The 12423-nt window shown below is 72.5% G+C and carries 9 protein-coding genes, 1 pseudogene and 1 riboswitch; of the genes and pseudogenes, 8 read left to right on the top strand and 2 right to left on the bottom strand.

The genetic code is table 11. The features are described from left to right. Positions 1–126: 126 nt before the first annotated feature. The 3 genes from EWV39_RS11925 (at position 127) to EWV39_RS11915 (ending at position 3140) form a co-directional block, all read left to right on the top strand. The gene (locus tag EWV39_RS11925) at positions 127–1161 is read left to right on the top strand and encodes a Gfo/Idh/MocA family oxidoreductase (RefSeq protein ID WP_129660510.1); all 1035 of its coding nucleotides are present in this window, start codon (positions 127–129) and stop codon (positions 1159–1161) included. Beyond that, positions 1158–1937, top strand: a complete 780-nt coding sequence (locus EWV39_RS11920) for a TIM barrel protein (protein WP_129660507.1) — start codon at positions 1158–1160, stop codon at positions 1935–1937. Before EWV39_RS11925 ends, EWV39_RS11920 begins: the two co-directional genes overlap by 4 nt. Positions 1938–2015: 78 nt before the next feature. Then, a complete protein-coding gene (locus EWV39_RS11915; protein WP_129660504.1) occupies positions 2016–3140 on the top strand; it encodes a LacI family DNA-binding transcriptional regulator in 1125 nt (374 codons plus the stop codon). Positions 3141–3242: 102 nt separating this feature from the next. On the opposite strand, the gene EWV39_RS11910 is transcribed toward EWV39_RS11915, so the two are convergent. Further along, positions 3243–4292: a CobW family GTP-binding protein gene (locus tag EWV39_RS11910; RefSeq protein WP_129660501.1), complete on the bottom strand. Its 1050-nt coding sequence runs from the start codon at positions 4290–4292 to the stop codon at positions 3243–3245. 171 nt (positions 4293–4463) lie between these two features. After that, positions 4464–4582: riboswitch (SAM riboswitch) on the top strand. 41 nt (positions 4583–4623) lie between these two features. Between EWV39_RS11910 and EWV39_RS11905 the strand changes: the two genes are divergently transcribed. The 5 genes from EWV39_RS11905 to EWV39_RS11885 all read left to right on the top strand — a co-directional run bounded on the left by EWV39_RS11905 (position 4624) and on the right by EWV39_RS11885 (position 11169). Continuing rightward, complete coding sequence (locus EWV39_RS11905; protein WP_238148326.1) at positions 4624–5895, top strand: acyl-CoA dehydrogenase family protein; 1272 nt, start codon at positions 4624–4626, stop codon at positions 5893–5895. A gap of 174 nt (positions 5896–6069) precedes the next feature. After that, entirely contained in the window at positions 6070–7338 is a 1269-nt protein-coding gene (locus EWV39_RS11900) for an acyl-CoA dehydrogenase family protein (protein WP_129660498.1), read from the top strand. Continuing rightward, a complete protein-coding gene (locus EWV39_RS11895; RefSeq protein WP_129660495.1) occupies positions 7331–8815 on the top strand; it encodes an LLM class flavin-dependent oxidoreductase in 1485 nt (494 codons plus the stop codon). The genes EWV39_RS11900 and EWV39_RS11895 overlap by 8 nt, the downstream gene beginning before the upstream one ends. Next, positions 8812–10074, top strand: a complete 1263-nt coding sequence (locus tag EWV39_RS11890) for an RbtT/DalT/CsbX family MFS transporter (protein ID WP_129660492.1) — start codon at positions 8812–8814, stop codon at positions 10072–10074. The genes EWV39_RS11895 and EWV39_RS11890 overlap by 4 nt, the downstream gene beginning before the upstream one ends. 114 nt (positions 10075–10188) lie before the next feature. Further along, complete coding sequence (locus EWV39_RS11885; protein ID WP_272947841.1) at positions 10189–11169, top strand: arsenic resistance protein; 981 nt, start codon at positions 10189–10191, stop codon at positions 11167–11169. A gap of 205 nt (positions 11170–11374) precedes the next feature. On the opposite strand, the pseudogene EWV39_RS11880 reads toward EWV39_RS11885, so the two are convergent. Continuing rightward, positions 11375–11937 (bottom strand): annotated as a pseudogene (locus tag EWV39_RS11880) (dihydrofolate reductase family protein). Positions 11938–12423 lie beyond the last annotated feature (486 nt).

Raw genomic sequence — 12423 nt, 5'->3', positions numbered from 1 at the left:
GCCGCCCTCCCCGGGACGGTGACTCACCGTGGCCTCCCGCCTCCCCGGGGCGGCACCGCATCGTCGAGGACGGCGGCGCCGCCCCGGCCCACAGTTTCCCGAACATCCGACTCGAAAGGACCTCCCATGCCCAACGCCATCTCCCTCCCCGAGCCCGTCCGCCTCGGCGTCATCGGCACCGGCTGGATCGGCAGCTTCCACGCCGAGTCCATCGCCCACCGCATCCCCGGCGCCGTGCTCGAAGCCGTCGCCGACCCCCGCGCCGGCGCCGCCGAAACAGTCGCACATCCTCTGGGCACCGAGAAGGTCTACCTCGAGGCCCTCGAGCTCATCAAGGACCCCGACGTCGAAGGCGTCGTGATCGCCTCCCCCGCCTTCACCCACACCGACCTGGTGGTGGCCGCCGCCGAAGCCGGCAAGGCGGTCTTCGTGGAGAAGCCCATGGCCCTGACCCTCGCCGACGCCGATCGGGCCATCGGGGCGGCGGCGAAGGCCGGCGTCCCTCTCCAGGTCGGCTTCAACCGGCGCTTCGCCACCGACTTCGCCGCCGCCAAGGCAGTCGTGGCCGAGGGGCGTCTCGGCACCCCGCAGCTGCTGCGCTCGGTGACCCGCGACCCCGGCCTGGCCGATCCCGGCTCCGTCAAGCCCTGGACCATCTTCCTGGAGACCCTGATCCACGACTTCGACACCCTGAACTGGTTCAACGACGGCGCCCGCCCCGTCGAGGTCTACGCGGCCGCCGACGCCTTGGTCGCCCCCGGCTTCAAGGACTCCGGGCTGCTGGACACCTCCTCGGTGACCATCCGCTACGACAACGGCGCCATCGCGACCGCCGAGGCCAGCTTCTCCGCCGCCTACGGCTACGACATCCGCGGCGAGGTCTTCGGCTCCCGCGGCATGGTCACCGCCGGCGACGTTCGCTCCTCCAGCATGCGCTTCTACGGTGCGGAAGGCGCCTCGAGCGAGACCACCCGCCTCAACATCGACCTGTTCCGAGAGGCCTACACCGACGAGCTGGCGGCTTTCGCGGCCTCGGTGCGCTCCGGCGTCGTCGAACAGGCCCGCGGTGAGGATGCCCGGGCCGCGCTAGAGATCGCGCTGGTCTGCATCGAGTCCTACCAGCAGAACCGCCCCGTCCAGCTGGCGGGGGTGAGCGCATGAGCTTCGTCCTCGCCGCCAACGCCGAGATGCTGTACCTCGACGAACCCTTCGCCCGCCGCGTGGCCAGGATCCACGACGCCGGGTTCGAGGTCGAGATCTGGGACTGGACCGCCAAGGACATCGACGAGCTGCGCGCCACCGGCGCGACCTTCTCCTCGATGACCGGGTACGTCACCGGGGACCTCGTGGACCCTCAGGGATCCGCCGAGCTCCTGGAGACCGCGCGCCGCTCCCTGGAGGTCGCGGAGCGGCTCGACTGCCCGCGGCTGAACCTGCACGGGACCGGCCTGGACGGCCAAGGGCTGCCGGTGACGCCGAAGTGGCGGACCTCCGGAAGCGACTGGCTGCACGCCATCGAGACCCTGCGCGGGATCGCCGCGCTCGGCGAGGAGGCCGGACGCGTCTTCACCCTGGAGAACCTCAACACCCGCGTGGACCACCCCGGAACCCCGTTCGCGGCCTCCGAGGACACGGCGCGCCTCATCCAGGCCGTGGACAGTCCCGCCCTGCGCCTGAACCTGGATCTTTACCACGCGCAGATCGACGAGGGGAACCTCATCGAGCGCACTCTCGAGGCGCTGCCGTGGGTCGGCGAGATCCAGGTGGCCGACGTTCCGGGCCGATGTGAGCCCGGGACGGGCGAGATCAGCTACCCGGGCATCGCCCGCGCCCTGGCGGGGGCGGGTTACGAGGGGACGGTGGCGCTGGAGGCCTGGGCCTCCTCCGACTCGGACCGGGCCCTGGAGGCGTTCAGAGAGGCCTTCTCCCCGCGGTGAGGCGCGGACCTCCTCGGTCCGCTGTTCGACCGTCGGGCCGTCGCCTTCTCCCCCGATGAAACGAGGATCGGCCGGGGCATGGCCCCAGCCGATCCTCGGGCCCGCTCCCCGCGTGCCATGATGGGATCCATGCACGCGGACGGCCCCCCTCATGAGGAAACGGCACCGGTCGGCGGTGCCTCGCGCACCGGCCGGCCGACCATGAAGTCGATCGCGGACCGGGTGGGGGTCTCCCGGCAGCTCGTCTCGATCGTGCTGCGGGAGCTGCCGGGCGCCAGCGATCAGACGCGGCGGAGCGTCCTCGCCGCCGCGCGGGAGCTGGGCTACCACCCGGACGCCTCGGCTCGGGCGCTGCGCGGCAAGCGGACGCGGCGGATCGGCGTCGTGTTCACCATGCGTCAGCCGTTCGAGGTGGACCTCGTGGAGAACCTGTTCGAGTCCGCGCGCGAGCGGGGCTTCTCGCTCGTCCTCGCCCCCATCACCCCGCGGCGGGGCCAGGAAGCCGTGATGGCGGAGCTGCTGGAGCAGCGGGTCGAAGGGGTCATCGTGCTCGCCGCCGAACACGGGGGTGCCGAGATCCGGGGCCTGCCGGACGGCGTCCCCGCCCTCATGCTGGGCGGGCCGCGCAGCGATAGCTCCCCCGACGACTTCCGCGTGGACGACGGCATCGGGACGCGCCTGGTCATCGAGCACCTCGTCGGCCTGGGCCATTCCCGCATCGCGTACGTGACCGGCGGGGACGGTCCCAACGGCGAGACCCGCCGGGCCGCCTACGAGGAGGCGATGGCCTCCCACGGTCTGACGGGATCGATCGACGTCGTGCCCGGCCGCTACACCGAGGAGGGCGGGGCCGAGGCCACGCTGCGGATCCTCTCACGCGAGCGACTGCCGACCGCCGTGGTAGGAGGCAACGACCGGATCGCGATGGGGGTCCTCGGCACCCTCATCCGCCATGGCCTGCGGGTCCCGGCGGACGTCTCGGTCGCCGGGTTCGACGATGCCTCGCTCGCTCGGCTCCCCTACGTGCAGCTGACGACGGTCGGCTACGACCCCGCCCGCCTCGCCGATCTCGCTATGGCCGGCATGATCCGGCGCATCGAGGAACCCAACGCCGTCCCCGTGCGCCACCGCGAGGCGCCGCACTTCGTCCTCCGCTCCAGCACGGCGGGCCCCCGGGCCGAGGACGCCGGGTGCCCCCGTTAGCGGCCCGTCCCGGTCCTCCCCGGTGACGGGCCCTCGCCGTCCCTTCGTCCGATGACGACGCAGTCGCCCCGCTCCTTGCGCACGGCGGCCCCTCCCGTCCCCTCACGAGCTGAGCGCCATCAGCCGCTTCAGCCTCCGCAGCCCCTCCTCGCGCGCCTGCGCCGTCGGCCCGGCCTCCTCCGCGACGCGCTCCAGCCGCTCCCTCACGGCCTCCTCGTCGAGGTGCATGCCGATGGCCACCAGGCCGGGCTCCTCCGGGGCCGCACCGCCGCGATCGAGGTGCAGCTGCGGGCCGACCATGCTGACCGTCCAGGTCCGCTCGGCGCCGTCCCCGCCGACGGAGACGGAGCCTTTCATCCGGTAGACGCCCTCCGGCGGGTCCTCCAGGAGGTCGGCGAGCGCACCGGGGGACACCGGGCCGGGCAGCCGGACGGTGACGGCGTCGGCATGGGGATGCGCGTGGTGGCCGGGCTCCGCGCCGGACGCCTCCTCGGCGGCCTCGCGGAGCAGCGCGCCGATGGGCAGCTGGTCCGGCGCGTCCTGGGCGCTCGCGACGTCGAAGACGAGCTGTGGATCGAGGCGGCCGTGCGTGGTCTCCAGCAGGTGCGCGCCGGGGTTGCGCCGGCGCACCCGCTCCCGGATCCTCTCCAGGATCTCCGGGGCCCGCTCCGGGTCCAGGCGGTCGGTCTTGTTGACGAGCACCAGAGAGGCGGCCGCGTAGCGCACCGGCGGCATCGGGCCGGTGTCCACGGTGTCGAAATGCTGGGCGGCGTCGACGACGTCGATCAGCCCGCCGAAGCGCGCCCGCCGGCTCCCGCTGGCCCGGATCAGGCTCGTCAGGGCCAGGGGCTCGGCGACGCCGCTGGCCTCCACGATCACCGCGTCCAGCCTCAGCTTCGGCCGCGTCAGCTTCTCCAGGGCGACGTCGAGGCCCTCGGTGTCCTGCATGCAGCACAGGCAGCCGCCCGCGATGGAGGCCGCCTCGTCGACCTGGCCGGTGATCAGGCCGGCGTCGACGTTGATCTCCCCGAAGTCATTGACGATCACCCCCAGCCGCGCGCCGGGCCGGCGCAGCAGGTGGTTGAGCACCGTGGTCTTGCCGGCACCCAGGTGGCCGGTGAGGGCGATGACGGGGACGGTCGCAGCTGCCATGTGCCCATGGTATTCCCCGGCTCCGGCGGCCGCCCCTCGCTCCAGCGCGGCGACCGCTCCCGCACGACCCGAATATGACGCCGCCCGGAACGACCTGCGTCACGCGGATTCACGAACCGTAAACACTCGCCGCCGTCTGCCCGCCGCTGTTAAGTTGGGCGTGTTCAGAAGGATCAAGAGATCCAGGCGCGAAGCTCTGGCTGGCCTGGGCGGCAACCCTCTCACCGTGGTGGGGTGCCCCAGATGACGATCCGGCCGGCGCGCTCCCCCGCCGCCGGTAAGTGCGGTGCGTCCTGTCCTGCGGATGCGCCCCGACGCCGAGGACCGACCCGTGAGCCTTTCATCCACCGACATCTCCCCCACCGCCCGACGCATCCTGGAGCGGCCCGCGGCCGTGCACACGCCGTGGACCGAGCCCGCCTCCGAGGAGCAGCTGACCCGCTGGGAGGACGTCGCCCGCCGCGTCGGCGAGCAGCTGGCCGCCGACGCCGTCGAGCGCGACGCCGCGGGCCGGCAGCCCAGCGCGGAGCTCCGCCTCCTCAAGGAATCCGGCCTGGTGAACCTCCTCATCCCCCGCGAGTTCGGCGGCGAGGGCGCCGTCTGGGAGGCGGGCCTGCGCGCGGTGCGCGTCCTCTCCCGCTACGACGCCTCGATCGCCCAGCTGCTCGCCTACCACTACGCCAACGTCTCGGCCGCCGCCTTCTACGGCGGCGAGGAGGTCCAGGAGCGCCTCTTCCGCGCCTCCGCGGCGGGCTCCTGGATCTGGGGCGATGCCGTGAACCCCGTGGACCCGGCCTTCACCCTGACGCCCGACGACGCCGGCGAGGGCTTCATCCTCAACGGCCGGAAGCGCTTCTGCACCGGTGCCTCGGTCGGCGAGGTCACCCTGGTCAACGCCGAGATCGCCGAGGGGCCGCTCGCCGGGGCCACCGCCGCGTTCATCGTGGACCGCGAGCGCCCCGGCGTCGGCTTCGACGAGGCGTGGGACTCCCTCGGCCAGCGCCTCTCCGCCTCGGGCGGGGTCGCCTACGACGACGTCCGCATCACCCCGGAGGACCTCGTCGGCCCGGTCGGCGAGATCCCCTTCTCCACCCTGGTGACGCCGCTGATCCAGCTGGCCTTCTCCAACCTCTACCTCGGGGTGGCCGAGGGCGCGCTGCTGCGGGGCCGGGAGATCACGCTGGCCCGCCGGAACTCCTGGTTCCTGAGCCCGGCGGCGGACTACGCGCACGACCCCTACGTCGAGCGCCTCTACGGCGACCTGGTGGCCAAGCTGAAGGCGGGGCTTGCCCTGGCCGACCAGCTGAACCGCCGCTCCGCCCGCTACCTCGGGCTGGGCGGGCAGCTGACCGCGGCGCAGCGCGGGGAGTACGCGGTGGAGGTCGCCTCGCTGAAGATCGTGGCGACCGAGGTCGGCCTGGACACCACCCAGCGGGTCTTCGAGGCCACCGGCGCCTCCTCGGCGACGCCGGGCACCGGCCTGGACCTGTTCTGGCGCAACGTCCGGACCCACACCCTGCACGACCCGGTGGACTACAAGCGCGCCGAGGTGGGCATCCACTTCCTGCGCGGGGAGCTCCAGCCGATCTCGCTGTACACCTGAGGGGCGTGCCGGGGCCCGCCCCTCGGGCTTCCGCACCAGACGCTCCTGGGCACTGCGTTCCCTTCCTCTAGCCGGTATGTCCCTCGCCCGAGGGCACGGCTCTCCCTGCCCTGCCGGCGACCCGCCCCCAGCCCGCTCCCGACCGACCCCCACCGTGAAAGAGGACCAGCCCCCATGACCGACCCCGTGTCCATCGACGGCATCCGCGCCCTGTTCCCCGGGATCGCCGCGGGCGCCGTCGAGCGCGAGCGCAACCGCGTGCTCCCGCACCTGGAGATCCGCGACCTCGCCCACGCCGGCCTCGGCGCCGTGCGCCTCCCGCGGGAGGAGGGCGGCGCCGGCCTGAGCTGGGAGGAGACCACCGGCCTCCTGATCGACCTCGCCGCCGCCGACTCCTCGATCGTCCAGGCCCTGCGCGGCCATTTCACCCTGGTCGACGACGCCCTGGAGACCTTCGCGCTGCGCCGGCACCGCACACCGGCCGCCGTCGCCCAGGCCGAGCACGTGCTGCGGTTCGCGGCCGAGCGCCGGCTGGCCGGCAATGCCTGGACCGAGCCCGGGGCCGGCGGCACCGCCACCACGGCGACGCCGGCCGAGCGGGACGGCGTCGCCGGCTACCTGCTCAGCGGCACCAAGTACTACACGACCGGCAGCATCTTCGCCGACTGGGCCGACGTCACCGCCCGCCACGCGGAGACCGGGGAGGCGCTCGACGTCGTCGCGCCCCTGACCCCTGCCGCCGGCGCCCCCGAGGGCAGCGTCGCGATCAGCGACGACTGGTCCGGATTCGGGCAGCGCCAGACCGGGTCCGGGACCGCGAGGTTCGACGACGTGTTCGTCCCCGCCGGCCAGGTGAAGCCCTTCGCCGAGCGCATCGGGTACCAGACGGGCCTGTACCAGCAGTTCCTCCTGACCGTGCATGCCGGCATCGCCCAGGGCGTGGTGGACGACCTCGGCGTCGCCGTCCGGAACCGCACCCGCAACTACTCCCACGCCAATACCGAGCTGGTCCGCGACGACCCGCAGATCCTGCAGGTCGCGGGCGAGCTCGAGGCCGCCGCGTTCACCGCGCGGACCCTCGCGCTGCGCACCGCCCGGCTCCTGGACACGGCCATCGACGTCGAGCGGGCGGGCTGGAGCGATCGGCCCGAGAAGGCCGCCGCCCCCGCCCACATCCTGGCGTTCGAGACCGCGACCGCCAAGGCCCAGGTCGCCCTGAGCGGGATCGTCCCGCAGGCCGCGACCAAGCTCTTCGACGCGCTGAGCGCCTCCGCCACCGAGACCGGGCTGAGCCTGGACCGACACTGGCGCAACGCGCGCACCGTCGCCAACCACAACCCCTGGATCTTCAAGGCCCGTCAGCTCGGCGATCTCCTGGTCAACGGGAATCAGCCGCTGCTGGTCTGGGACGTCGGAGTCAACAAAGGAGCAGGACATGCCTGAGCACGCCGTACACTCGCCCGCCCCCGCCCGGACCGCCGTCCGCGTCCGCCTCAACGCCTTCGACATGAACTGCGTGGGCCACCAGTCGCCCGGCCTGTGGCGGCACCCGGAGGACCGCTCGGCGTCGTACAAGGACCTGGGCTACTGGACCGGGCTCGCGCAGACCCTGGAGAAGGGGCTGTTCGACGGGATCTTCATCGCCGACGTCCTGGGCACCTACGACGTCTACGGCGGGTCCAACGAGGCGACGCTGAAGGCCGGCACCCAGGTCCCGGTCAACGACCCGCTGCTGCTGGTCTCCGGGATGGCGGCGGTGACCGAGCACCTCGGCTTCGGCGTCACCGCCGGGACCGCCTACGAGCACCCCTACTCCTTCGCCCGCCGCCTCTCCACCCTGGACCACGCGACCCGCGGCCGGCTCGGCTGGAACATCGTGACCGGCTACCTGCCCTCGGCGGCCCGGAACTTCGGCAACGCCGACCAGCTGGAGCACGACGAGCGCTACGAGCACGCCGAGGACTACCTCCAGGTGGTCTACAAGCTGCTGGAGGGCTCCTGGGAGGACGACGCCGTCGTGCGCGACGCCGAGTCCGCCACCTTCACCGACCCCTCGCGCGTGCACGAGATCGACCACCGCGGCGAGTACTTCACCGTCCCCGGCATCCACCTGTGCGAGCCCTCCCCGCAGCGCACCCCCGTGCTGTTCCAGGCGGGCGCCTCGAAGCGCGGCACCCGGTTCGCGGCGGAGAACGCCGAGTGCGTCTTCGTCGCGAGCCCCAGCAGGACGCACCTGCGCGAGACGGTGACCCGGCTGCGCGACGCCGTCGAGGCCGCGGGCCGCCCGCGGGACTCGATCCGCATCTACACGCTGCTGACCGTGGTCACCGGCCCCACCGACGAGGCCGCGCACGCCAAGCACCGCGAGCTGCAGGAGTATGTGGACCACGAGGGCGCGCTGACGCTGATCTCGGGGTGGATGGGCCTGGACCTGTCCGGCTTCGACCTCGACGAGCCGCTGGGCAACGTGAAGTCCAACGCGATCCACTCCGCGATCGAGACCTTCCAGAAGGTCAACGAGGACGGGCGGCCGTGGACCGTGCGGGACATCGCCGAGTTCGTGGGCATCGGCGGCTTCGGGCCGCGGATCGTCGGCTCCGGGGAGTCGGTGGCGCGCGAGCTGGTCGAGTGGGTCGAGGAGACCGGCGTCGACGGCTTCAACCTGGCCTACGCGATCACGCCGGGGACCTTCGAGGACGTCGTCGAGTACGTGGTGCCCGAACTGCAGCGGCTGGGGGCCTATCCCGAGGAGTACGAGGAGGGGACCCTGCGCCACAAGCTCTTCGGCGCCGGGGACCGGCTGCCGGAGGGGCACCCCGGCAGGGTAGCCGGCGAGGCCGTGCGGGCCGCCGCCGGTGAGCAGCGCGAACCGGCCCACGCCGGCGCGGGCGCCGCCTCCGGACCCGGGGGCCGGGCGTGAGCGCGCGGACCGGCGAGGACCTCGCCGCTCCCACGGCCGCCCGCCGCCCGGGTCCCTCCCGCAACCGCAAGCTCGTCTGGGCCCTGGCCGCGCTGACCGTCTTCATGGTCGGCGACGGCATGGAGACCGCCTTCCTCTCCCCCTACCTGGACACCCTGGGGTTCGACGCCGGCCGCGTCGCCCTGCTGTGGAGCGCCTACGGCGCGAGCGCCGCCATCGCCGCGTGGGCCGCCGGGGCCCTCGCGCAGGCGTGGGGCTCCAAGCGGGTCATCATGACCGGTGCCGCGATCTGGCTCGCCATGCACGTGGTGTTCCTGGTCTTCGGCGTCTCGGTGGGCAGCTACCCGCTGATGCTGATCGCCTTCACGGTGCGCGCGGCCGGCTACGCCATGTTCGCCTTCGGGTTCCTGGTGTGGGTCAACGACGAGGCCGAGCCGAGGACCCTGCACAAGTCGGTGGGCTGGTACTGGTTCGCCTACGCGCTGGGGCTGGGCGTCATCAGCTCGTACGTCGCGGGCTTCACGCTGCCGGTGATCGGCCAGCTCGGGACCCTGTGGCTGGCGCTGGCGTTCGTCGCGGCCGGCTCGGCCATCGCGCTGTTCAAGGTTCCCGGCGCGGCCCGGCGCCGGGTCCCGCTCGCCGAGAGCCTCGGCTCTCTGGTCAGGGGCATCACCGTGATCCGGGACCATCCGCGGGTGGGGATCGGCGGCGTCGTGCGCGTCATCAACACCACGAGCTTCTACGCGTTCGTGGCGTTCCTGACCACCTACATGGTCAAGCAGATCGGCTTCAGCGACACCGAGTGGCAGCTCATCTGGGGCACGATGCTCTTCGCCAACGTCCTGGCGAACATCATCGCCGGCTACGGCGCGCACTACCTGGGGCCGCGGCAGATCATCACCTGGGCCGGCGGCTTCGGCTGCTTCGTCACGGTGCTGGCCCTGTACTTCGTGCCCACCTGGATCGGGCCGAACTTCTGGGTCACGATCGTGATCGCGGTGGTCTACGGGCTCGCCCTGGGCATGTTCGTGCCGCTCAGCGCGCTCATCCCGCAGCTCGCCGGGGAGAACAAGGGGCCTGCCATCGCGGTGCTCAACCTGGGCGCGGGGGCGAGCCAGCTCGTGGGCCCGGTGCTGGCCTCCCTGGTCCCGGTCATCGGCATGACGCCGGTGGTCTGGGTCATCGCGACGCTGTACCTGGTCGGGATGGTGCTGACGCAGTTCCTGAAGCAGCCGCGGACGGCGGCCGCGATTGCCTGAAGGGGCGGGCCCGGACCGGCCTGAGCGCCGTCGGGCCCCTCAGAGGACCCGACCGTGCGGCCGGAACGGGTACTCTGCTCGGGAAGAGCACACGTACTGCGGGGAGGACCGGGATTGCGCCGAGCGATCGGGTGGTGGGAGGGGCACCAGGTGCCGCTCTACCTGGTCGCGATGCTCGCGGGCGCCGCGGCGGGCCTAGGCGCCCCGGGACTCGCTCCCGCCCTCGAGGCCTCGATCAACCCGGTCCTCGCCCTGCTGCTCTTCGCCACCTTCCTGGGCATCCCCCTCACAGAGGTCGGGAAGGGCTTCAGGGACGCGCGCTTCCTGCTCACGGTCACGGCGACCAACTTCCTGGCCGTCCCCCTGATCGTCTTCGGCCTCTCGCGCTTCGTGGCCGGGGACCGCGGCCTGCTGCTCGGCGTCCTGCTGGTGCTGCTGACGCCCTGCGTCGACTACGTCATCGTCTTCACGGGGCTGGCCGGGGGCGCCAGGGCCCGGCTGCTGGCGGCCACCCCGCTGCTGATGCTCCTGCAGATGGCCCTGCTGCCCCTGTACCTCCTGCTCTTCGCCGGAGGCGAGGCCATCGCGGTGATCGACGTCGGCCCCTTCCTGGAGGCGTTCCTGGTCCTCATCGTGATCCCGCTCGCCGCGGCCGCCGCGGTCCAGGCCCTCGGGCGCCGGCACCGGGCGGGGACCGCCGTGGAGGGGATCATGGCGGGTGCCATGGTGCCGCTGATGATGGCGACGCTGGCCGTGGTGATCGGCTCCCAGGTCGCCGCGGTGGGCGGACAGGCCGGGCAACTGGCCCGGCTGGTCCCGCTGTACGCCGCCTTCCTCGTGCTGGCGGTGGCTCTCGGGCTGGTCGCCGGCCGCCTGGCCCGCCTGGACGCGCCGGCCCGGCGCGCGGCCGCGTTCTCGACCGCCACGCGCAACTCCCTCGTCGTCCTGCCGCTGGCCCTGGCCCTGCCGGAGCCGCTGGCCCTCGCGCCGCTGGCGGTGGTCACGCAGACGCTGGTGGAGCTGATCGGGATGGTGGTCCTGGTCCGGCTGATGCCGGTCCTCGTCCCGGGCGGGGATCCCGTCGCGAAGAGGTGAGCCGCGCCGGCGGTCCGGGCGGCCGGGCGACCTGCCAGTTCGGCCGATCCCTCCCTTGGGACATCGAGCGGATTCACACCACGACCTGCGCACTACTAGCGCTTTTCGGAGCTTTCACTCCGAAAAGAAGCCGGTCCGCCGGATTAGCCGCCCCGGTGTCACCGGATGGCCGCGGACGACACCTGGAACCGAGTGCTCGCGCAGGTCAGCGCCTCGTCTCGTACCTGCTCAGGGCGACGCCGCCGGGGAACGTCCGCCTCTCCGTCAGGCTCAGTCCCGACCAGCTGTTCAGCGTCGCGAAGAAGGGGCCCCGCCGCCCAGCAGGACCGGATGGGTGACGACCGCGTACTCGTCGATCAGCCCGGCCCGCATCACGGCCCCGGCGAGCGCCGCGCCGCCGACGCGCATCGGCCCGCCCTCGCCCGCCTTGAGCCGCGTGATCTCCTCGACGGCGTCGCCGGTGACCAGGCGGGCGTTCCAGCCGACCTCGCCGAGCGTCGAGGAGAACACCGCCTTCGGCGTGTCCCGCCAGTTCCGCGCGAACTCGACCTGCGCCGGGGTGGCGCCCGGCTGCCGGTCGCCGGTCGGCCAGTAGGAGCTCATGGTCTCCCACAGCCTGCGCCCGTACAGCAGCAGGCTGATCGCCCGCTCCTCGTCGAGCCACCACTGGAACAGCTCCTCGCTCGGCTCGCTCCAGCTGAGGTCGTCGCCGGGCGCGGCGATGTAGCCATCCAGGGAGACGTTCATGCCGTAGACCAGTCTCCGCATGACACGCACCTTCCGCCTGTGGTCACGGTTGCCCGGGGCCCGCCCGGGCGCTGCGTCCGCCCGCCTGGGACGAAGTGCGCGTGCGCGGAGATCCTCGGTTGCCGAGCATTCTACGGGCCGATCCCGCGCGGCGGTACGGCTGCCGACCTTCCCGCCGCGCGAAGGCTCCGCCCCATCGATCAGGAGGAGGCGATCGGCTCACAGGCTAGCCCAACACACGACACACGGCGCGAGCAGTCCGGACATCTCGATCGGGATCACGAGCAGAGGTGCGCAGTACTAGCGTTTTTCGGAGCTTTCCTACCGGAAATCCGACGCTTCGCCGCATCACCTATCGTGCCTCGCCACTAATTTTTCGGAACGAAAGCTCCGAAAATGCCTAGCTCACGACGTCGGATACCTGCGAAACCGCTTATTCCACGCCGCGCCTGACGGCTGACGTCCCCGCGCGTCCGCCAGCGCCTGAACCTCTCGATGCCTCTCCGG

This window comes from Rothia halotolerans (genome assembly GCF_004136635.1).
GTDB classification, from domain to species: Bacteria; Actinomycetota; Actinomycetes; order Actinomycetales; family Micrococcaceae; genus Rothia; species Rothia halotolerans.
Note: the sequence above shows the minus strand (reverse complement) of the source record. Positions and strands in the feature narration are given on the sequence as shown.

Excerpts from the sequence above, each read along its gene's own strand:
- EWV39_RS11925 (WP_129660510.1), top strand. The coding sequence starts at position 127 with ATGCCCAACGCCATCTCCCTCCCCGAGCCCGTCCGCCTCGGCGTCATC.
- EWV39_RS11895 (WP_129660495.1), top strand. The coding sequence starts at position 7,331 with ATGCCTGAGCACGCCGTACACTCGCCCGCCCCCGCCCGGACCGCCGTC.
- EWV39_RS11915 (WP_129660504.1), top strand. The coding sequence starts at position 2,016 with ATGGCCCCAGCCGATCCTCGGGCCCGCTCCCCGCGTGCCATGATGGGA.
- EWV39_RS11900 (WP_129660498.1), top strand. The coding sequence starts at position 6,070 with ATGACCGACCCCGTGTCCATCGACGGCATCCGCGCCCTGTTCCCCGGG.
- EWV39_RS11920 (WP_129660507.1), top strand. The coding sequence starts at position 1,158 with ATGAGCTTCGTCCTCGCCGCCAACGCCGAGATGCTGTACCTCGACGAA.
- EWV39_RS11910 (WP_129660501.1), bottom strand. The coding sequence starts at position 4,292 with ATGGCAGCTGCGACCGTCCCCGTCATCGCCCTCACCGGCCACCTGGGT.